Source organism: Sulfurimonas sediminis, assembly GCF_014905115.1.
In the GTDB taxonomy this organism is placed as follows: domain Bacteria; phylum Campylobacterota; class Campylobacteria; order Campylobacterales; family Sulfurimonadaceae; genus Sulfurimonas; species Sulfurimonas sediminis.
Genome location: NZ_CP041235.1, coordinates 1,743,122 through 1,764,316, shown reverse-complemented (window position 1 = coordinate 1,764,316; position 21,195 = coordinate 1,743,122). Strand labels below are relative to the sequence as shown.

Here is a 21,195-nt window from a genome sequence, read left to right as displayed (position 1 = left end):
TACATATGGCAACAAAAACAAGAGAAAAATTAGCGAAAAAGCGTTCTATAAGAGGGTATGCAGATCAAGCCCAATCAAATCAACTTTTAAAATTGTTTTCAGAGGTGACAGACTATCGGAAACCTCAAGGTAAAAGACACCGACTAGAACATATTTTATATCTTTCAGTATTGGCTGGATTGATGGGAGCAACTGACTATAAGCAAATATCTATTTGGATAGAGAAGCATATTCAAAAAGAACAAGTTAAAAGATTATTAGGTGTAGAGTTTATATTAACACCAAAGAAAAGTTTGGTTTCTGATGTGTTAGCGAAAGTTGATAGCCAAGAAGTTGAAGTTGTTTTTAGGAAATGGATAAGAACCTATGTCGATACAAGAGGAAAGCACCTGAGCGTAGATGGCAAGGTTATGAATGGCAGCAAATACAAAGATAAGAGATCAATAGAAGTAGTTGGTGCTGTTTTATCTGAGATAGGGGTAATAATTGCTCATCAACAAATAGCAGAGAAGTCGAATGAAATACCTGCCCTTCAGGCTATGATAGGGGAATTGGGAGATGAATTTATCTTTACTTTTGATGCAATGAATACCCAAAAAAACTCTTGATGCTATCGAAAATAGTGGTTCAAAATATATTGCCAAGGTAAAAGATAATCAAAAAACCTTACTTGATAAAATAGATGAAATTTCAAGAGATATAAAACCGACAAATATTTACAAGGCTAAACCTGTCCAACAATCTAATGAATGGATTAATAGGAAGGTGTTTGTATATCAACCAACTACTTTTTATCATAATGGCATAACTCATATTCGCTCAATAATAAAAGTTATAAAAAAAGTAGAGTCAACAAATCATAAAACTGGCGAGATTACTAATAGCACTAGAATTCAATTCTGTATTGCAAATTTTCATGAAAGTGCAGAATTCTTTCACAATAAAATTTTACACCATTGGAAAGTGGAAACCATGCATCAATACAAAGATAATTCACTTTTAGAAGATGCTCATAATTGTCATTTAAATCCATTTTTAATGACTATTCTTAGAAGTATGATTTTGAATATTTTACACCTTAATGGTGCAAAATCTATACAAGAACAACTCATCAACAATAGATGGGATTTGGATGACTCTATCGCTCAAATATTAAAATTGAGTTTTTAGAGGATTGTGGTGCTTTCATTTTAAAGTACCAAAGAAACTAGCTTAATTTTAGATTGATTGGGTTATAATAGATGAATGGCACCTTCACTGCCATTAGGTTAAGTATTTACTGGAACCGGTACTTCAGTGCCGGCTATTGCAATAGTCTTGCCACTCTCAGCCGGCACTGAAGTACCGGTTCCGAGAAAGCATTAATTTTCTTAACCTAATGGGGCAGTGAAGGTGTTTTTGAAAAAAATTACAAAAGAGCGGAGATAAAATGTATATAGAAGATTTGAAGTTTTCATTATGGGCTGATTTTATAGAAAGAGATTACCTGGACAAAGAGTTTAAAGAACTTATAGACAAAAAAATAATCAACGGAGCCACTTCAAATCCGGCTATATTTAAGAATGCAATTTTAAGTTCTCCTGCGTACAAAGAGCAACTTGCATCACTTGATGCGCTCTCTCCAAAAGAAAAATATGAAGCAGTGGCAATATATGACATACGAAAAGCAGCAGATATTTTAAAACCTTTGTATGAGAAAGGGGATGACGGCTATGTCAGTATAGAAGTTGATCCTTTTTTGTGTGATGATGCACAGGCAACTGCTGCAGAGGGAAAAAGGCTTTTTAAGGCAATCAACAGAGAAAATGTTATGATAAAAGTTCCTGCCACAGAAGCTGGGTATGAAGCGATGCAGGTATTGACATCTGTGGGAATTCCTGTCAATGCAACATTGATTTTTAAAAAATCTCAGGCTATATACTGTGCACAGGCTTTTGAAAAAGGGAGTGAAACATATGGCAAAAGTGTGCCTACTGTTATCAGTATTTTTGTCAGCAGAATCGACCGGGCACTTGATACACTCTTAAAAGAAAACGGTATAGAAACAGGATTGACTGGCATATACAATACTTCTGTCATCTATGAAGAGATTCAGAGTATGAATGTAGAGGGATGCCGAGCTCTTTTTGCCAGTACCGGAGTAAAAGACGACTCCCTGCCGCCTTATTATTACATCGAAAAACTGTTGGCGTATAACAGTGTCAATACAGCCCCTGTAGATACCATTAAAGCTTTCCATGCACATAATGGTTCTAAAAAAGCAGCTTTGCCGATTGATAAAAAAATCATTAACAGACATTTTACACAGATAGAAGATACCGGCGTTAAAATGGATGAAGTGCTGCAAAAGCAAATAGATGATGGTCTTGAAGCATTTAAAAAAGCATTCCAAGAGATATTGGAGGCATTATGAATACAGAGGTTGATGTCAGTAAGTTAACATTTGAGCAGTTAAAAAAAATACGCCTGCACCTTAAAAAGATGATAGAGGTAGGAGGCAGTGACTTACATGTAAAGGCCAATGCTGTAATTCGGGCCAGGATTAATGGAAATATTGTTCAGTTTTCCGGTGGTATTTTAACAAAAGAGGATGCTCTGATATTTGCAAAAGAACTTTTAAAAGGGCGTTTTGCTGAGTTTGTTGCAAAAAAAGAGCTCGATTTGGTATATCCTTATGATGAAAACAATCGTTTCCGTGTCAATATATTTTTTCAGATGGACGGAGTATCGGCAGTATTTCGTGTGATTCCTATCAAAATTCCTTCATTTGAAGAACTTCATTTGCCGGATATTGTCAAAAGTTTTACACAAAGAGAAAGAGGCCTGGTTCTTGTGACGGGTGTTACCGGAAGCGGTAAGTCTACAACACTTGCAGCACTTATCAATGAGATTAATCTTACGAAGAAAAAGCACATCATTACCATTGAAGATCCGATTGAATTTGTACACAAGGACAGAAACTGTATCATCAATCAGCGTTCTGTAGGACAGGATACACTCTCTTTTGGAACGGCTCTGCGTGCAGCACTTCGTGAAGATCCTGATATTATTCTGGTAGGGGAAATGCGGGATCAGGAGACGATAAACCTTGCACTGCATGCGGCAGACACCGGTCACCTTGTTTTTTCAACACTGCATACTGTTGATGCAAAAGAAACTGTTAACCGTATCATTGCGCAGTTTCCGACAGAGGAACAAAACCGTGTGCGTCTTTCACTTGCAGGTGTTTTGCAGGGAGTCGTATCCCAGAGGCTTATCCCTGCACTTAATGAAGGGCGTCGTGCTGCTCTTGAAGTATTAGTACGCACTCCGACAATTGAAAAACTCATTTTGGAAAACAGAGATTACGAAATTCGTGATGCAATTGAAGCAGGAAAAGAGCATTACAAATCACAAAGTTTTGATCAGGCTATCCTGGATCTTTACAATGAAGGTGTCATTTCCAAGGAAGAAGCGCTTAACAATGCGACGAGTGCTTCTGATGTAGAGCTGAAAATGAACGGACTTATAAGCGGAACAATGGCAGATATGGCTGAAGAAAATGAACTGCCAAAAGTTGAAATATCTTCTGACGATGATGATATTTTTGATTTAAAGTAAAGTTTAATCCATAAAACTGTATAATTGCGCCTATTTTAAAAGACAAAGGACTTCATATGTTAGAAGGTATAGTTAGAGAGAGTATTGGCAAAAAGGGCACAAAAGCGCTTCGCCGTGATGGTTATCTAATTGCGAATATTTACGGAAAAGGGCTTGAAAATATCAATGCCGCATTTAAAGAAAATGAGTATATCCGTACTGTTCGTAATAAAAACACATTGGCATTTCCGGTTTCAATTGATGGAAAAGAGATGCAGGTTGTTGTTCAGGCATATGAGTCTCATCCGGTAACAGGAAAACTTTTACATGTAGATTTAATGGTGGCACAGCCAGGTGTTGTAACACATTATATGGTTCCTGTTGAAGCGGTCGGTGATTCAATCGGTGTGAAAAACAAAGGACTTGTAAATATTTCAAAAAGACGTTTAAGAGTCAAAGCCAAGATTGAAGATTTACCAAAAGCAATTACAATTGATGTAACAGATATGGATATTGGTGACGCTAAGCTTATTCGTGACATCGAAGTAACTGAAAATGTACAATTTACAGATGCTGACCGTGTTGCCGTACTAAGTATTATCAAAGCTAAGTAGTAGCAATATGCTTATAGTTGGGCTGGGAAACCCTGGATCCGACTATAAAGCTACACGCCATAATATCGGCTTTATGGTTATAGATGAACTGATTCGTCGTCATAATGCCAGCAAAATCTCCTCCTCATCATTTCAAGGTGAACTCTATAAATTTCAAAATCATTTTTTATTAAAACCGTTGACATATATGAATCTTTCCGGAGAATCTGTTGTAAAAGTAAAGCAGTTTTACAAAATTGAAGATGTTGTTGTGATACATGATGATTTGGATCTTCCCTTTGGTGCCTTGCGTTTTAAAAAAGGCGGAGGACATGGCGGGCATAACGGTCTCAAATCAATAGATTCAAAAATATCCCGTGAATATGTCAGAGTAAGAATGGGCATAGCAAAACCAGCGAATAAGGGAGAAGTCGCCTCTTATGTATTGAGTCCTTTTAGTGCAACAGAACAAAAATGTCTGCCGGAATGGATAGATAAATGTTGTGATGCAGTGGAGTTTTTACTGACACATTCATTGGAAGAGACACGATGCAAATACTCCCAAAAGGCAATGGAATGTTAGCATTCAGATATATTTCATGGCACTATATAAAATATTTTTTGATTATACTGACAGCTTTGGTCCTGTTTGTTGTCGGATTTGACTATATGGGCAGTGCCCAGGATTTATCCAAGTCATCGGCAAATCTTATTTTGATTTATCTGGTGTACAAATCATTTTCTGCCATAGATATTTTACTGCCAATCGCACTGGTATTTGGGATGATATCTACAAAAATATATCTTATCCGCTCCAATGCACTTGTTTCATTCTTTTCTTTGGGATATTCAAGAGTAGATGTTTTGCGTCCCTTTGTTCTTGTTTCTACCGCTGTTATCGTGCTTTTTATAGCGCTGCATGCCTGGTCGAATTTTGCCAGAGCAGAAGAGTTTTCCAGAAATATTAAAAAGAATTCACAATATTTAAGTCCCACACGCGATCTTTTTTTTGCCTACAGGGGAAAGTACATATATTTTTCAAAACTGCTTCCTCTGCAGGAAACTGCGAAGAATATTCGTGTGTTTAGTGTTACCAATGAGTCTTTAAAAGAGGTCGTTGTTGCCAAGTCAGCCAGATACACAGACAACTACTGGTTTATCAGACAGGCTGACATTATTACAAAGCCTGATGATTTATCTCTTGCCTCACCCGGTATTCAAGTCACAAAAGCAAAAGATTTGAAAATTTTAGAAGGGTTTCGTCCTAAAATGCTTGACCAGGTTTATGAGGGAAAAGTGAATTTTACAATTATAGATGCCGTTGATGCTATGCTTTTACTCAATAAACAAAACATTAATACGGATAATATCAAATCAGCACTTTATAAAATATTTATCTATCCTTTTTTTGTTCCCTGTCTGATTGTTATAATATTTTTCTTTGTCCCAATGAGTGTACGGTTTTTGAATGTTTCGCTTTTTACATTTGGTGCAATCCTGGCAACTTTGCTCACCTGGGGGATTCTCTTTTTTCTGATAAAGCTTGCAAATAATAAAGTGATACCGAGTGAAATCGGGATAGTCCTTCCTGTTGCAATATTGGCTCTGTTGGCCTTTTTTCAGTGGTATAGACACAGAGCACTACTGTCTTAGGCACTTCTAAGCACATTTTAGATAAAATCATCTAAAAAATATTTGGAATTTTTATGATTGATTTTAAAGCATTGGCAGATGAGTATGGAACACCCTTGTACGTATATGATTTTGATTATATGTCCGCACAGTATACAGAGTTAAAAGAGGCATTCAGAGGACGTAAGTCTATTATTGCCTATGCAGTAAAAGCAAATTCAAATTTAAGCGTTGTGCGTCATTTTGCAAAAATGGGCAGTGGTGCTGACTGTGTTTCTATCGGAGAAGTGCGTCGTGCTCTTTTGGCAGGAATCCCCGCTTATAAAATTATATTTTCCGGTGTCGGCAAAAGTGATGAAGAGATACGTGAAGCGCTAGAAAAAGACATTTTATATATCAATGTTGAAAGCGAAGCGGAACTTGAGCGGGTTGAGGCTATTGCAAAGAGACTGGACAAGCCTTCACGCATAAGTATCAGAGTAAATCCCAATATTGACCCGCAGACACATCCTTATATTTCTACAGGACTGCATGACAATAAATTTGGTGTAGATCTCTCAAGTGCCAAACGTATGTATATCAAGGCTAAAAATTCCCAGTATCTGGATCCTGTCGGTATTCATTTTCATATAGGTTCACAACTGACACAGCTGCAGCCGATAAGAGAAGCTGCCGAAATAGTTGCAGATTTGGTACGTTCACTGCAGGCTATTGATATAGAGTTGAAGTTTTTTGATATCGGTGGGGGACTTGGCATAAAATATGACAATGAAGAGACAATAAATCCATATGATTATGCACAGGCAATTTTAGGAACACTTACGGCACTGGATTTGACGATTCTTTGTGAACCTGGCAGGTTTTTGACGGCAAATGCAGGGTACTTTGTGACGAGAGTTCTTTATGAAAAACAAAACGGTGACAAAAAATTTGTTGTTGTTGACGGTGCGATGAATGATCTGCTTCGGCCAGCACTCTACAATGCATATCATAAGATAGAAGCGATTACAGAGAACAAAGATCCGGTGAGAGAAGTAGACATAGTCGGTCCGGTGTGTGAAAGCGGTGACTTTTTTGCGAAAAACTATCCTCTGCCGGAGCTAAAGAGAAATGATCTGCTTGTGATTCACAGTGCAGGTGCCTATGGCTTTGGCATGGGAAGCAATTACAATACACGTGGACGAAGTGCGGAAGTCGCTGTTGAAAACTCCAAAGCAAGACTTATCAGAAAAAGAGAGTGCTTTGAAGATCTTATCTGTCTAGAACAAGAATTTTTAGTAGATTAAAATGTATTTTATAGATGTGCAGGGAACGCTTATCAGTGATGAAGACAAATCTCCAATAGACGGAAGCAGGGAGTTTATACAAATGCTCAACCGTGAGCATATCCCTTATATGATTATAACGAATAATACAAAAAAAGCATCACAGGATTTTTTGGCATATCTGAACAGACTGGGTTTTGAGTTTGACGCGACAAAGTACCTTGACCCTTTAATGCTTCTGGAATCCCGTGTAGAAAAAGAGGCTGTAGCCGCATATGGGGCACAAGAGTTTTTGCAGACACTGCAAAGTATGGGATACAAACTTGACTACACAAATCCCAAAACAGTACTGATTGCCATAAAAGAGAATTTTTCTGCGGATGAATATGCGCAAATGATAGATTTTTTACTTGATGGTGCGAAACTTGTCGGTATGCATGAGACATCTATTTATGCAAAAAACAACAGGCGCTACCCTGGAGTAGGTGCTATTTTGAAGATGCTTGAATTTGCGACAAGCTGTTCTTATGATGTTGTAGGCAAACCGAGTCAGGCATTTTACAATGAAGCCCTCAAAAGAATTAAAAGACAAAATCCTGCCGCAGATTTTCAAAACATAACTATCATCAGTGATGATGTCAAAGGTGACCTGGGCGGAGCAAAAGAGCTTGGTATGAAAACACTCTTTGTAACAAGCGGAAAATATAAAAGTGCCGAGGAAATTGTCCCTTTTTTAAAAGAAGCAAACATCCCCGATTTTATATATAAAAATATGCAGGATATTTTAATCCGCCACAAGATGGAGCAATAATGAAAACTTTAGATGACTGTAGAGAAGCGATAGATGAAATAGACAATGAGATGCTTACACTGCTGAATAAGCGTATGAAAGTTGTCCAGAGAGTCGGAGAAATTAAAAAAGAGACCGGTGGCGCAATCTATAGACCCGAACGTGAAAAAGCAATTATTGACAGACTGGTTTCTTTGAATGAAAAAGAGGGCGGACTGTTAAATTACAAAGCGATAGAAGCGATATTTCTAGAAATTTTTGCTGTGGCAAGAAACTTGGAACTGCCGGAACGTATAGCCTATTTGGGGCCTGAAGGGAGTTTTACGCATCAGGCGGCTGAGAGCCGTTTTGGGGCTATGAGTGACTATCTTTCTTTAAACTCTATCGCTTCTGTATTTAAAACACTTGAATCTGGCCGTGCCAAGTTTGCCGTTGTGCCTATTGAAAATTCCCGTGACGGAATTGTCGGAGAGACACTTGATCTGCTGGCAAAAAGTTCTATGAAAATTGTTGCAGAACTTTATATGCCGATTCATATGTCTTTTGCAACAAAGGCAGAAAAACTTGAGGATATTACAAAAATCTACTCAAAAGACAAAGGGTTTGGACAGTGTCGGGAATTTTTAAATGAACACGGTTTGATCAATGTTGAACTGATTCCGGTAGAATCGACGGCAAAAGCAGCCATTTTGGCGGCACGTGAGCCAAATTCAGCTGCAATATGCTCTCATATTGCAGCAAAACTGTATGGACTGCCTACTCTGTTTGAAAACATTGAAGATGCCATAGACAATACAACGCGTTTCGTCATTTTAAGTGATTTTAAAAATGCTGTCAGTGAAAATGATAAAACTTCGATACTGGTACGATTAAAAGACGCTGTTGAAGCTGGTTCTCTGGTGCGTTTTTTACAGGATTTTGAAGAAGAGAAGATAAATCTTTCAAAAATTGAGTCTCGTCCCTCAAGAGACAAAGGTGGTTTTGGCTACTGGTTTTATATAGACTTTTATGGTCACATAGATGAGGAAAAGATTCAAAAAGTTATACAAAAACATAAAGACGAAGTCACTTGGCTTGGAAGTTACGTAAAGGGTGAAGAGTGAAATTTAATAAAAAACTGCAAAATATCAAGACTTATGAGGCGGGCAAGCCTATAGAACTTGTCGTACGTGAATTCGGCATAGAACCAAAAGATATTGTAAAACTTGCTTCAAATGAAAATCCGTACGGATGCTCCCCCAAAGTGCAAAGCGCCGTGGCAAAAATTATACCGAATATGGCACTTTATCCTGATGACAGTATGCTTAAACTTAAAAATGCATTAACAAAAAAATATGCACTGGAACACAAAAATCTTATTATCGGCAGTGGCAGTGATCAGGTTATAGAATTTATTATGCATGCAAAAGCTGATGAAAATTCCAAAATACTGATGAACAGTGTGACCTTCGCAATGTATGAGATTTATGCAAAACATGTCGGGGCAGAGATTGTGAGAACTGCATCACAGGAGCATGATTTGGATGAGTTTTACGGGCTTTATAAAGCGACAAATCCTGCGATAATTTTTTTGTGTACACCGAATAACCCGACAGGGGATGCGATAGATACAGACAAATTGATGGAGTTTATAGAAAAGATCGACAATGACACGTTGGTTGTTGTAGACGGTGCCTATATGGAATATGCCGCATATAAAGATGAAAGTAAAAAAATCATGCCTCAAGAGTTGGTTGAAAAATTTGAAAATGTCATTTATCTGGGTACTTTTTCAAAAGCCTACGGACTTGGAGGCATGCGTGTCGGGTATGGTATTTCGTCAGAAAATATTATAAAAGAACTTTATAAACTGAGACCGCCTTTTAACATAACGACATTGTCACTTGAAGCTGCGAGTGTTGCACTTGAAGATGAGGAATTTGTAAATAATTGTATCGCTTTAAATTTCCAGGAGATGAAACGCTATGAAGAGTTTGCAAATGAGCAAAAAATAGATATAATAGAGAGTTATACAAACTTTGTTACTTTATGTCTGAATAACACACAAAATTCGACAGAAATTTCTAATGCTTTATTGCGTAAAGGAATGATAGTACGGGATTTAAGTGGTTATGGAATGAATGCAATTCGTGTAACTGTCGGAACAAAAGAGCAAAACAGCCGTTTTTTTGAACTTGCATCACTGTTATTATAAAATTTAAGATGGGAAGTTGATGGATTTTAAAGTACTTTTTTCGCAATTATCAGTTTTGTATGCAAAACTTACAAAACAGCAAAAAATGATTATAGCAGCTGCTGTAATAGGTATTGTTGCTTTTTTGATTTTTTTAGTTGTTTTTACTGCCAAAAAAACTTCACTTGACAGATATGAAGTACTTTTTGATTCTTTGACACCCTCAGAAGCTGCAAAAGTTGTAGAACAGCTTGAAAAAGACAATATTCCTTATAAGATCGAAGCAAACAATGTTATCAAAGTGCCTCGTGACATTGTGTATAAAGAGAGGATTTCCATTGCCTCTTTGGGTATTCCAAAAAACAGAGGTGTAGGATTTGAACTTTTTGACAAACAGGAATTCGGTGCTACAAGCTTTGATCAAAAAATCAAGCATCTGCGTGCATTGGAAGGCGAACTTTCCCGTACTATCAGTGCACTTTCCCCTGTAGAAAAAGCAACAGTGAGTCTTGCTTTGCCGAAAGAGACGCTCTTTGTATCCAAACAGGTTGATCCGACAGCCTCTGTAATGGTGCAGTTGGTTGAGGGAAGGATGCTTACTTCCAAGCAAATAAGGGGAATTAAAAATCTTGTCGCAGCAGCTGTGCCAAAATTAAAACCTTCTAATGTAATGCTGATTGACAGTGACGGCGTAACACTTGGTGATGATGATGAAATGGCACAGATGAGTGAACTCTCCATTGCCCAGCAAAAATATAAAATAAAAGAAGAGAAAAAAAAGCAGGAAAAAATCATTGATGTTATTGCACCTTTTGTAGGCGGCAGTGACAAGGTTGTGGCACAGGTAACCATAGAATTTGATTTTTCGCAAAAAAACTCTACTTCCGAAAAATATGATCCTGAAAATGTTGTACGAAGCGAACAGGTTAATGAAGAAAAAAGGGAAGGAAGCGCACCAAAAGAAGTCGGAGGAGTTCCGGGAACTGTGAGTAACATCGGCCCGGTACAGGGGCTTGCCTCAAATAAAATGGTAGAGAAATATTCAAAAAACTCCGGTACAACGAATTATGAAGTCGGAAAAACCGTCAGCACCACAAAGAGCCAGTTTGCAAGAATCAAAAGGATAACGGCTGCAGTTGTCGTTGACGGAAAATACAAACCAAAACTGGACAAAGAGGGGAATCCGACTGATGAGATGGAGTATGTGCCTTTGGATGCTGCGGACATAAATGCCTTAACCTCTCTTGCCAGCCGTTCTATCGGTATTGATCAAAACAGAGGCGATCAAATCAGTGTACAAAATTTGCAGTTTGAAAGAGCGTCTGCAAGCAGAGGTGCTCAGGGCGTCAATAAAGCCATCGCATTCAGTGAAACATATCTGGCGCCATTTTCCGGTTTGCTGAAATATCTGTTTGTGTTTATTCTGTTGTTTGTTTTGTACAAAAAAGTCATTGCTCCCTTTGCGGACAAGATGCTCGAAGTGTCAAAAGAAGAAGAAGAGCTTGTTGCCCCTTCACTGGAGCTGGATGAAGAAGAGGGCGATGATTTGGTAGAAAAAGTACAAAAAATGCGTAAAAAAGTTGAAGAGCAACTTGGTATGGGAAGTAATTTTAATGAAGATGACCTCAAACATGAGGTTATCTTGGAAAAAGTAAAAACTATGGCGGAAGATACACCCGAAGAGGTGGCTTCTTTGCTGGAGGCTCTTTTGAGTGAAGAGTCTGAAGTCCCCGCAAAAGAGAGGAAGTAAGTATGTCTACTTTAACACAGCAGCAACAGGCCGCACTTGATGAAATGAGTATGGCAGAAAAAATTGCCATACTTCTGCTGCAGTTGGGCGAAGACGCAACGGCGGCAATATTTTCAAATATGGGTGTTGAGGCTATTACTGAAATATCAAAATATATTGCAGCAAACAAAACCATTGACAAGGCAATAGCAACTGCTGTTTTAGAAGAGTTTCATGCAATATTTCAGTCAGGTCAGTATATGACTTCAGGCGGTATGGAGTATGCAAGAGAGTTACTGTATAGAACACTCGGTCCGGAAGAGGCAAAAAAGATTCTGGACAAACTCTCAAAAAGCATGCAAAACACACAAAATTTTGCCTACCTGTCAAAAATCAAGCCGCAACAGCTTTCCGATTTTATTATCAATGAACATCCACAGACCATTGCTTTGATTTTGGCACACATGGACCCTACAGAGGCTGCTGACACATTGCAGTATTTTCCGGATGATTTGCGAAGTGAAGTTGCGATGCGTATGGCAAAACTCGGAGATATCTCTCCTTCTGTGATTAAACGGGTTTCTGCTGTTCTTGAATCAAAACTTGAATCTCTTGCTTCTTACAAAGTAGAAGTTGGCGGAACGCGTGCGGTTGCAGATATCTTTAACCGCCTTGGTGCAAAAAGCTCTAAAGCAACTTTGGCAAATATTGAGCAGGTCGATGAAGAGTTGGCAACACAGATTAAAGAGATGATGTTTACTTTTGAAGATATTGTGACTTTGGACAAGAATTCTATTGCAGAGGTTTTAAAGGCTGTAGACAAAGCAGAACTGATGCTGGCACTCAAATCTGCTCCCGAAGAGTTAAAAGAGAAGTTTTTCTCTGCAATGAGTGAACGGGCCCGTGAAGCCTTTGAAGAAGAGATGCAGTTCCTGGGAGCTGTTAAAATGAAAGATGTTGAGGCGGCTCAGAGAAAAATTGTTGAAGTGGTCAATCAGTTGGCTGAAGCGGGAACTATCCAAATGGGATCGAGCGAAGAGATGATAGAGTAAAAAATGGCAAGTATAATATCTGAAAATGAAATTAATGAGCATAATGTGCAAAAATACAGTTTTAAAGTTATCGCAATGGGCTCAAAAGAAGAGCAAAAAAAAGAAAATAAGGTATTTACACAGGAAGACAATCCAAAAGCGAGAGCTTCGGATGTTGATTCGAGTGCTCTGAGTACGAGTTCAAAAGATTCACTTATAGAGTCTTTAATGAAAAAAACAGATGAAATGTCATCAAACTTTATAAAACTGCAAATGAGACTCGAAGCCAAAGAAGAAGAGTTTCAAGAAGAACTGAAAAAAGCCAAGGAAGAGGCTTTTGCCGAAGGCTTGAAGGCCGGAGAGGCAAAAGCAAGAGAAGAGATTGACAAAACACTGCGCAGCAAACTCGAGCTTTTGACAAACTCCATACAAAAACTTGAAGAGAGTGCGAGTGAATTTGAAAAAGCTTTAGAAGGTATAAAAAACGAACTGCTGCATGCGGCCATAGACATTGCAAAAGAGGTTGTACAGATTGAAGTAAGTGAAAATTCCTCACAGATTGCTCAAAAACTCAGTGATGAATTAATAGAGGAACTACAAAGTGCTTCTAAAATAACACTGAAGGTCAATCCAAAAGATTACAGCGCTATCGCAGAACATTTTAGCAAACTTGAGCATGTAAAAGTTGTACCTGAAAGTGCAGTAAGTGAAGGCGGTGTTATAGTTTTGAGTGATGCAGGCAATATTGATGCACAAATATCAAAAAGATTTGAGAGAGTAAAAAAGGCAGCTTTAAGTGAGTAGAATGAATATAAAAGAGAAAAATGTTAAAGAGCTTGAGGCTCTCAGTGAAGATATCAGAAAAAGAATTTTAGAGGTTGTCAGTAAAAACGGCGGACATTTAAGTTCCACTCTCGGTGCTACAGAGATAATTGTGGCTATGCATAAAGTATTTGATTCTCAAAAAGACCCTTTTATTTTTGATGTATCACACCAGGCGTATGCCCACAAGCTGCTTACAGGAAGATGGGAAGAGTTTGACACACTCAGACAGTTTAACGGAATATGCGGTTATACAAAACCAAGCGAAAGCAGCGATGATTATTTTGTGGCAGGACACAGCTCCACTTCAATATCTTTAGGTGTAGGGGCTGCAAAAGCCATAGCACTCAAGGGTGAGCAAAATGAACGCATTCCCGTGGTGCTTATCGGTGACGGTTCTATGACGGCAGGCATGGTGTATGAGGCATTAAATGAGTTGGGCGAGAGAAAGTACCCGATGATTATTATTTTAAATGATAATGAGATGAGCATAGCAAAACCTATTGGTGCAATCAGCAGAATGCTCAGCTCTGCCATGGCCTCTCCTTTTTATCAAAGATTTAAAAAAAATACGGAGAGTTTTGTAGATAACTTTGGTGACGGTGCCAGATATATCGCAAAGCGCATGGAAGAATCTTTGAAGCTTATTACCCCGGGTATACTTTTTGAAGAGATGGGAATTAATTACATCGGTCCTGTAGACGGGCATAATATCGCACAACTTGTAGATATTATGAAAACAGCCAGAAAACTCAATGAACCGGTTATAATTCATGCACAGACTCTTAAAGGAAAAGGGTATGAAATCGCAGAAGGCAAAGAGGAAAAATGGCATGGTGTCGGTCCGTTTGACCTTTCAAGTGGAAGTTCCGCCAAAAAAACCGCAACAAAAAGCGCTACACAGATATATACCGAGTCTCTTCTTTCTTTATGTGAAAAAAATGAAAAGATTGTCGGTGTTACAGCAGCAATGCCCAGTGGCACAGGTTTAAGCACTTTGATAGAAAAGTATCCGACACGTTTTTGGGATGTGGCTATTGCAGAACAGCATGCCGTGACCTCTATGGCAGCAATGGCAAAAGAGGGATTTAAGCCTTTTTGCAGTATTTATTCTACATTTTTGCAGCGTGCCTATGATCAGGTAATTCACGATACCTGTTTGATGGATCTGCCGGTTGTATTTGCGCTTGACCGTGCCGGAATTGTCGGAGAAGACGGAGAAACCCACCAGGGTGTATTTGATGTCAGTTATTTACGGGCCATTCCAAATATGACACTGTTTGCACCTAGAGATGAGAAGAGTTTTCATCAGGCAATGGGTTTTGCCGCAAAATATGAGCATCCGTGTTCTTTGCGTTATCCGAGGGGCTCTTTTATAACAACAGATTTGCCTGAATCTGCACCATTTGAACTTGGAAAATCTCAGCTTTTACAAACGGCAAAGAGTAATATTCTTTTTATCGGCTACGGAAATGGTGTCGGACGGGCATATCAAACAGCAAAATGTATGAAAGAAGATGTAAGTATTCTCGATCTTCGTTTTGTAAAACCGCTTGATGGAGAGATGCTTAGAGATTTGTCAGACAAGTACAACAAATGGTTTGTTTTTTCAGATACAGCTAAGCATGGCGGTGTAGGTTCTGCAATTTTAGAGTTTTTAGCGAAGGAAAATATTTTAAATATATCTGTTGTTTCCTTTGAATACGAAGATGCATTTATCACACACGGCAATACCAGAGTCGTAGAAGAGTCTTTAGAACTCTTGCCTGAACAACTTGCAGAAAAAGTCATAAATCACAATCCCTAGCAAACTACTATGTTTACTTGACTTTAAACGACTTCTTTATTATTATTCCAACAATCAATACAAGGAGTCGGCATGAGTCAAAAGTCCTGTCCTATATCATTTATCAAAGTTGATGCTAATATTGTCAGAATTAATGCATCTTATATTCTTTTACTTTTTGGTCTGTATCTCAATACATTCAATAAGTTTATTTTGCTTTTTTTAATAGCCGATTTTATGATACGGCTTTTTTTCAATAAAAACTACAGCCCTTTGTATTTCCTGTCTGCAAGAACCAAAGAACTGTTACATGTAAAGAGTAAATTTGAAGATGCTGCGGCTAAAAGGCTGGCTACATATTTTGGGTTGATATTTTTAGTATTCATATTATTATTTGATCTCTTGCATGCAGAAGTGCTGTTTTATATTATGAGTGGTGTTCTTCTTGTATGTTTGTTTTTAGAAGTTGCTTTTAACTACTGTCTGGGATGCAAAATGTACTATTTATATAAAAGATTTGTGTAATGGTAGGAGTATCTACAAAAAGCCTGTATGGCGTTGCAGCAATGCATGCGTTGTACAACTCTCCCAGAAACAAGCTGATGCAGATAAAAGAGATAGCTGCTATGACGCAAATTTCGCACGGTTACCTTGAACAAATTCTTTCAAACTTGAAAAAGCACGGCTTTGTTGTAAGTATAAGAGGTGCCAACGGTGGTTATAAACTGGCCAGAGATGCTTCTAATATTATCGTTCTTGATATTATAGAAGCCTTGGAAGGAGAACTTTTCGCAGTAGGGCAAAATGTTGGAGCAAGTGTTGTGCTGGACTCTTTTTGGAAAGATATTCAGGAGAAAGTCCGTGCTGTTTTTCATGTAAAGCTCTCTGAACTTGACAAGGCCTATGCAACATATTTTTATGAGATCTAAAGCATGATAATGCCTCCATAGCGCCCTGTTTTACGGGTATGTCTGTAGGAATAAAAAGTATCATTGTTACAACGGTTGCAAATATCTGATATCTCAATATTCTTGGCTAAAACACCTGCTGTACGGAACTGTTCTTTGAGTATTGCTCGGATATCCAGGTAGAATTTCTTTCCTTTTTTCTCAACCGCATAACTGACTTTTCTCTCTCTTGCCTCTTGGTAAATTTGCTCATTTATTTCATAACACTTCTGACATATTGCAGGTCCGACGGTGACAAGCAAATCCTTAACATCAGATGAAAAATCACTGACAAAACACCTAATTACATTTTGAACAATATTTTCAAAGGCTCCTGCTCTGCCGGCATGTGCTGCAGCAATGACATTTTGTCTGGGATCATAAAAAAGGACAGGAGAACAGTCAGCTACCATTACCAGAAGAGGTGTGCTTTTTTTGTTTGTAATTACTGCGTCACAGGCTGGAGGATTGTAAAAGTTGTCGTTTTCATCAACTCTTTTGACAATATTTGAGTGAAACTGTTCCATATGTACAAGTGTTTTATAATCATAATGGAGTTCTTTTGCCAAAGATTTATGGTTTTTCAGTACATCTTTTGGATTATCCTGAACATGAAAGGCTAAATTCCCGCTTTCCTTACATGTAAAGAGATGTGTGAGTTTTGCAAAGTTGTTTAATAATTTACTTTGATAAAATTTCATATAATGATTATAACTAAAAAGAGGAAAAATATTGAGTAAGATAAGTATGTACCCGGTTACACTTGAGGGTCAAAGTATTGAACAAAAACGTAAAGAGATACGTGATTACTTCCATAATACCTTTGATCTGTTTGAAAAAGTTTTTGAATTGCTGCAAGATGAGTCTGTATTTTACAAGAAGAGCGAACCGACCCGTCATCCGATGATATTTTATTTTGGACATACAGCGACTTTTTTTGTAAACAGACTCATGAGTATGCAAATAATTTATGAAAGAATAAATCCTGAATTTGAGTCTCTGTTCGCTGTAGGTGTGGATGAAATGCGCTGGGATGATCTGGAAGAGTCACGCTACAGATGGCCTGAAGTCTCAGCAGTAAGAAATTATCGAAATGCTGTACGCAAACTTGTGGATGAGTTGATTATGCGCCTGGATTTTACACTGCCGATTCGAGAGGATTCTGCTATGTGGATTATACTGATGGGGATAGAGCATGAGCGTATTCACATAGAGACATCTTTGGTGCTGCATCGTCAAATGCCTCTGGAGTATATCAAAGATGTCCCTGAATTCAATATCTGTACACACTCTGCAGAGGCGCCTCAAAATGAGATGGTAACAGTCAGAGGTGACAGAGTTGCTCTGGGAAAATCCAAGAATCATCATCTGTATGGATGGGATAATGAATATGGCAGCTATGAAGAAGTTGTTAAAGATTTTCAGGTTTCTCAATTCCTTGTCAGCAATGGCGAATTTATGGAGTTTGTCAATGACGGCGGGTATGAAACAAAAGAGTACTGGGACGAAGAAGGGTTGGCGTTTTTACAAAAATCAAATGCAAAGCATCCCCATTTTTGGGTCAAAGAAAATGGAGTTTTTAAGTACAGAGCCCTGAGCAAGATTATAGATATGCCGCAAGATTGGCCTGTGGATGTGAATGCTCTTGAGGCCGAAGCATTTTGCAGATACAAAAGTAAAAAAGAGAACAAAGAGTACCTCCTTCCAAGTGAGGCAGAATATGAATTGATATACAAGAGAGCGAATCTTAAAGATGTTCCTGCCCTGCATGAGAGTCGTGCAAATATCAATTTTTATCATTATGCTTCCTCCTGTCCTGTTGATGAATTCGGTTTTAACGGGATTTATGATGTTATAGGAAATGTATGGCAGTGGAGCAGAACACCGATACGCCCTTTTAAAGGTTTTGAAGTGCATGCGGCCTATGACGACTTTTCCGTACCTACTTTTGATGACAAGCATGCTTTGATACTTGGTTCTTCATGGGCCAGCAGTGGAAATCTAATCATGAAACATTCTCGGTATGCATTTAGAAAACACTTTTTTCAAAATGCCGGTTTTCGCTATGTTATTACACAAAACAGCAAAGATGAGAGTGGTGATGTCTATGAGAGTGATGAACTTGTTTCGCAGTATTGTGAATTTCAGTATGGTGACACGCATTTTGGTGTTGAAAATTTTGCCATAGCCTGTGCAAAAATTGCTGCAAAATATGCAATAAACACAACAAAAGCACTGGATTTAGGCTGCGCAACAGGAAGAGCCAGTTTCGAGCTTGCAAAGAGATTTGACAGAGTTGAGGGTATAGATTTTTCTGTACGTTTCATTCAGGTCGGTTCCAAATTACAAGAAGCAGGCTATGTCGCGTTTACATGTAAAGAAGAGGGTGAACTCAGCATCAATAAAAAAGTGACTCTGCAGGATTTGGGATATGAAGAACTTGCGCAAAAAGTCTCTTTTTGGCAGGGAGATGCCTGTAACCTGAAGCCCAGTTTCACCGCGTATGATTTGATAATGGCGACGAACCTGATAGACAGACTCTACAACCCAAGACTCTTTTTGGACACGGTAGACAAAAGACTCAATGCAGACGGTATACTGATGCTTACCTCTCCCTATACATGGCAGGAAAGCTCTACAAAAAAAGAGTTTTGGCTTGGCGGATACAAAGACGAAAACGGCAATGCAGTCAGAACAATAGAGCGGCTCAAAGATATTCTTCATGATAAATTTGAGCTTTTACATGTAGAAGATTTGGAGTTTGTCATAAAAGAGACAGCCAGAAAATACCAACATACTGTTTCACAGGTGAGTGTATGGAAAAAGCGTTGAAGAAGTACAGTTTTGAAACAGCCAGTGAGCGTGAAGGCACCAATGCAGAAAAGTATGTGCTGAGAAAACAGCTTTTTGGAACGGATGATGTTTTACCTGTCTGGGTAGCTGATATGGATATAGATACCCCATCATGTGTTTTGGATGCTGTTAAAAAAAGGCTGCAGCATCCCATAATCGGTTATGAAGAAGTACCTGCATCCGCTTACCAAGCACAAATTGATTGGGTGAAACATGAGCATGGTATGGAGTTTTATTTAGACGATATGTTGTATTCACATTCAGTTGTAGCATCAATGCATACAGCAATAGAAGCCTTTACAAAAGAGGGCGATGGGGTTATAGTGCAAACACCTGTCTATCCTCCTTTTTTCCACAGTGTATTACAACTCAACCGAAAGTTGATAAAAAACTCTTTACATGTAGACAAATACGGGGAATATAGCTTTGATATTGAAGATTTTAAAGCAAAAATTGATGAAAATACAAAACTGTTACTCTTGTGCTCTCCTCATAATCCGGTAGGCAGAGTATGGAAAAAAAAGGAACTCAAAGAGATTTTAGAAGTTTGTATAGAACATAATATTGTTGTTTTTGCAGATGAGATACATTCTGATTTAGTTTATAAACCATTTAAGCATACTGTTTTTGCCTCTTTGGATGAAAGAGCGAAAGATATTACAGTAACGGCGCTGGGTGTTGGAAAAACATTTAATATGGCCGGATTTGCCATGAGCACGGTGGCTATTGCAAATGAAGAGTTACGTAAGCAGTTTAAAAAGGCATATGAAAAAGTACATTTTGCACAAGGGTGTGTTTTGTCTCATGTGGCATTTGAGACTGCTTATAGAGAGGCAAAAGAGTGGTTAGAAGCACTTAAAATACATTTGTATTACAATTATTTGATGCTTAATGAAATTGCCAAAAAGTATTCAAAATATATAAAAGTTACACCGATTGAAGCAACCTATTTGGCATGGTTAGATTGTCGTGGAATGGGCATAAAAGACAAAGAACTACGAGCCTTTTTTATCAATGAAGCAAAGCTCGGACTTAACGCAGGTATCAGTTTTGGCAGGGAAGGGAGTGGCTATATGCGCTTGAATTTTGCTGTAAGCTCTGCTAAAATGAGAGAGATAGTTCAGCGCCTTGAGAGGGCATTGCAAAGGAGAGAGATTGGCTGAGATAAATTGGGCGGAATATAAAGAGCATAAAAAATATACAACAAAACAAGATAACTTTGAAATACTTTTAGACTTTATAAAAAGTTATTATAATATCAGCAATGTTTTTGAAGTTTTTGAGATGTTGAGTAATGATGAAACTGCCAAAATGATGCTAGACAAGCGTAAGATTACAGATGCGCAAAAGCTAGAAAATTTCATATTGAGACACTAATGAGCCAAGAGCTGAAAAAAATTACTACTTTTATAGAGAAACATCATGTTATGAGTCTAGCTACATGTAATGGTAAACAAGTGAGTGCTTGTAGCCTTTTTTATGCTTATGATGCAGAGAAGTTCTCTTTTGTTGTAGCAAGTAGTGAAGATACTTTACATGTAAAGCATATTTTACAAAATCCAAAAATTGCAGGCAATATTTTACTGGAGACACAAGAAGTCGGAAAAATTGAGGGTTTGCAGTTTCAAGGAGAGATGCAGGAGCTGCAGGAGAGCTCTTTAAAAAAACTCTATTTTAAGCACTTTCCCTATGCTTTGGCTATGATGCCAAAACTTTGGCAGATTAAAGTGAGCTATTTTAAATTAACTGAAAATAAATTGGGTTTTGGGAAAAAGACTATTTACGAACCTGTTTTTCTTTAAACAAAGAACATTCAGCCCCACTGCTGTTTAAAACCACCATAGAGGGAATCTGTACGGATTTAAATCCGTACGCTTTGCATCCATGTGGTTTTGATGCCTCCCATGTTACATAATAATATTCACATTTTCTACAATTAATTCTTTTCATAAATCTCTCTTTTTAAGTAACTAATTCTAGCATATTAGATAAAAT

Annotated in this window: 23 protein-coding genes; 21 read left to right on the top strand and 2 right to left on the bottom strand. The window is 38.1% G+C overall.

Annotated features, from left to right (window positions below; translation table 11 throughout):
• The first annotated feature begins 5 nt into the window (after positions 1 to 5).
• The 17 genes from FJR45_RS09490 to FJR45_RS09410 all read left to right on the top strand — a co-directional run bounded on the left by FJR45_RS09490 (position 6) and on the right by FJR45_RS09410 (position 16,329).
• Positions 6 to 608 (top strand): ISAs1 family transposase, encoded by a 603-nt coding sequence (locus FJR45_RS09490; protein ID WP_193149934.1) that lies wholly within the window; start codon positions 6 to 8, stop codon positions 606 to 608.
• Positions 589 to 1,170, top strand: coding sequence for a transposase (locus FJR45_RS09485; protein ID WP_347402233.1), 582 nt, complete (start codon positions 589 to 591; stop codon positions 1,168 to 1,170). Before FJR45_RS09490 ends, FJR45_RS09485 begins: the two co-directional genes overlap by 20 nt.
• Before the next feature lie 259 nt (positions 1,171 to 1,429).
• Positions 1,430 to 2,413 carry a transaldolase gene (locus tag FJR45_RS09480; RefSeq protein ID WP_193150315.1) on the top strand — a complete coding sequence of 328 codons (984 nt, stop codon included), beginning with the start codon at positions 1,430 to 1,432 and terminating at the stop codon, positions 2,411 to 2,413.
• The gene (locus tag FJR45_RS09475; protein WP_193150314.1) at positions 2,410 to 3,600 is read left to right on the top strand and encodes a type IV pilus twitching motility protein PilT; all 1,191 of its coding nucleotides are present in this window, start codon (positions 2,410 to 2,412) and stop codon (positions 3,598 to 3,600) included. Before FJR45_RS09480 ends, FJR45_RS09475 begins: the two co-directional genes overlap by 4 nt.
• A 56-nt stretch (positions 3,601 to 3,656) precedes the next feature.
• Entirely contained in the window at positions 3,657 to 4,193 is a 537-nt protein-coding gene (locus FJR45_RS09470; protein WP_151899794.1) for a 50S ribosomal protein L25/general stress protein Ctc, read from the top strand.
• 7 nt (positions 4,194 to 4,200) lie between these two features.
• A complete protein-coding gene (gene pth / locus FJR45_RS09465) occupies positions 4,201 to 4,755 on the top strand; it encodes an aminoacyl-tRNA hydrolase (RefSeq protein ID WP_193150313.1) in 555 nt (184 codons plus the stop codon).
• Positions 4,749 to 5,825, top strand: a complete 1,077-nt coding sequence (locus FJR45_RS09460) for an LptF/LptG family permease (protein ID WP_193150312.1) — start codon at positions 4,749 to 4,751, stop codon at positions 5,823 to 5,825. The genes pth and FJR45_RS09460 overlap by 7 nt, the downstream gene beginning before the upstream one ends.
• A 53-nt stretch (positions 5,826 to 5,878) precedes the next feature.
• Positions 5,879 to 7,090, top strand: coding sequence for a diaminopimelate decarboxylase (lysA, locus tag FJR45_RS09455; protein WP_193150311.1), 1,212 nt, complete (start codon positions 5,879 to 5,881; stop codon positions 7,088 to 7,090).
• A gap of 1 nt (position 7,091) precedes the next feature.
• Complete coding sequence (locus tag FJR45_RS09450; protein WP_193150310.1) at positions 7,092 to 7,880, top strand: HAD-IIA family hydrolase; 789 nt, start codon at positions 7,092 to 7,094, stop codon at positions 7,878 to 7,880.
• Positions 7,880 to 8,962, top strand: coding sequence for a prephenate dehydratase (gene pheA, locus FJR45_RS09445; RefSeq protein WP_193150309.1), 1,083 nt, complete (start codon positions 7,880 to 7,882; stop codon positions 8,960 to 8,962). The genes FJR45_RS09450 and pheA overlap by 1 nt, the downstream gene beginning before the upstream one ends.
• The gene (hisC, locus tag FJR45_RS09440; RefSeq protein WP_193150308.1) at positions 8,959 to 10,053 is read left to right on the top strand and encodes a histidinol-phosphate transaminase; all 1,095 of its coding nucleotides are present in this window, start codon (positions 8,959 to 8,961) and stop codon (positions 10,051 to 10,053) included. Before pheA ends, hisC begins: the two co-directional genes overlap by 4 nt.
• A gap of 19 nt (positions 10,054 to 10,072) precedes the next feature.
• Positions 10,073 to 11,782, top strand: coding sequence for a flagellar basal-body MS-ring/collar protein FliF (gene fliF, locus FJR45_RS09435; protein WP_193150307.1), 1,710 nt, complete (start codon positions 10,073 to 10,075; stop codon positions 11,780 to 11,782).
• Between the two features lie 2 nt (positions 11,783 to 11,784).
• Positions 11,785 to 12,813, top strand: coding sequence for a flagellar motor switch protein FliG (fliG, locus tag FJR45_RS09430; RefSeq protein WP_193150306.1), 1,029 nt, complete (start codon positions 11,785 to 11,787; stop codon positions 12,811 to 12,813).
• Positions 12,814 to 12,816: 3 nt separating this feature from the next.
• Positions 12,817 to 13,596, top strand: coding sequence for a flagellar assembly protein FliH (fliH, locus tag FJR45_RS09425; protein ID WP_193150305.1), 780 nt, complete (start codon positions 12,817 to 12,819; stop codon positions 13,594 to 13,596).
• Position 13,597: 1 nt separating this feature from the next.
• Entirely contained in the window at positions 13,598 to 15,421 is a 1,824-nt protein-coding gene (gene dxs, locus FJR45_RS09420; protein WP_193151938.1) for a 1-deoxy-D-xylulose-5-phosphate synthase, read from the top strand.
• Between the two features lie 72 nt (positions 15,422 to 15,493).
• Entirely contained in the window at positions 15,494 to 15,925 is a 432-nt protein-coding gene (locus FJR45_RS09415) for a DUF4395 domain-containing protein (RefSeq protein WP_193150304.1), read from the top strand.
• A complete protein-coding gene (locus tag FJR45_RS09410; RefSeq protein ID WP_193150303.1) occupies positions 15,925 to 16,329 on the top strand; it encodes an RrF2 family transcriptional regulator in 405 nt (134 codons plus the stop codon). Before FJR45_RS09415 ends, FJR45_RS09410 begins: the two co-directional genes overlap by 1 nt.
• Here the strand turns inward: FJR45_RS09410 and pgeF are convergent.
• On the bottom strand, positions 16,326 to 17,048 hold the full coding sequence (pgeF, locus tag FJR45_RS09405; protein ID WP_193150302.1) for a peptidoglycan editing factor PgeF: 723 nt from the start codon (positions 17,046 to 17,048) through the stop codon (positions 16,326 to 16,328). The genes FJR45_RS09410 and pgeF overlap by 4 nt on opposite strands.
• 31 nt (positions 17,049 to 17,079) lie before the next feature.
• On the opposite strand from pgeF, the gene ovoA reads away from it, so the two are divergent.
• Genes ovoA through FJR45_RS09385 form a run of 4 tightly spaced genes read left to right on the top strand, consistent with a single transcriptional unit; the run spans position 17,080 to position 21,002 of the window.
• Positions 17,080 to 19,179, top strand: a complete 2,100-nt coding sequence (ovoA, locus tag FJR45_RS09400) for a 5-histidylcysteine sulfoxide synthase (protein WP_347402228.1) — start codon at positions 17,080 to 17,082, stop codon at positions 19,177 to 19,179.
• On the top strand, positions 19,164 to 20,363 hold the full coding sequence (locus FJR45_RS09395) for a pyridoxal phosphate-dependent aminotransferase (RefSeq protein ID WP_193150301.1): 1,200 nt from the start codon (positions 19,164 to 19,166) through the stop codon (positions 20,361 to 20,363). The genes ovoA and FJR45_RS09395 overlap by 16 nt, the downstream gene beginning before the upstream one ends.
• Positions 20,356 to 20,577, top strand: a complete 222-nt coding sequence (locus FJR45_RS09390; RefSeq protein ID WP_193150300.1) for a hypothetical protein — start codon at positions 20,356 to 20,358, stop codon at positions 20,575 to 20,577. The genes FJR45_RS09395 and FJR45_RS09390 overlap by 8 nt, the downstream gene beginning before the upstream one ends.
• Positions 20,577 to 21,002: a PNPOx family protein gene (locus FJR45_RS09385; protein WP_193150299.1), complete on the top strand. Its 426-nt coding sequence runs from the start codon at positions 20,577 to 20,579 to the stop codon at positions 21,000 to 21,002. Before FJR45_RS09390 ends, FJR45_RS09385 begins: the two co-directional genes overlap by 1 nt.
• On the opposite strand, the gene FJR45_RS09380 is transcribed toward FJR45_RS09385, so the two are convergent.
• Positions 20,977 to 21,150, bottom strand: coding sequence for a uracil-DNA glycosylase (locus FJR45_RS09380; protein ID WP_193150298.1), 174 nt, complete (start codon positions 21,148 to 21,150; stop codon positions 20,977 to 20,979). The genes FJR45_RS09385 and FJR45_RS09380 overlap by 26 nt on opposite strands.
• Between the last annotated feature and the right edge of the window lie 45 nt (positions 21,151 to 21,195).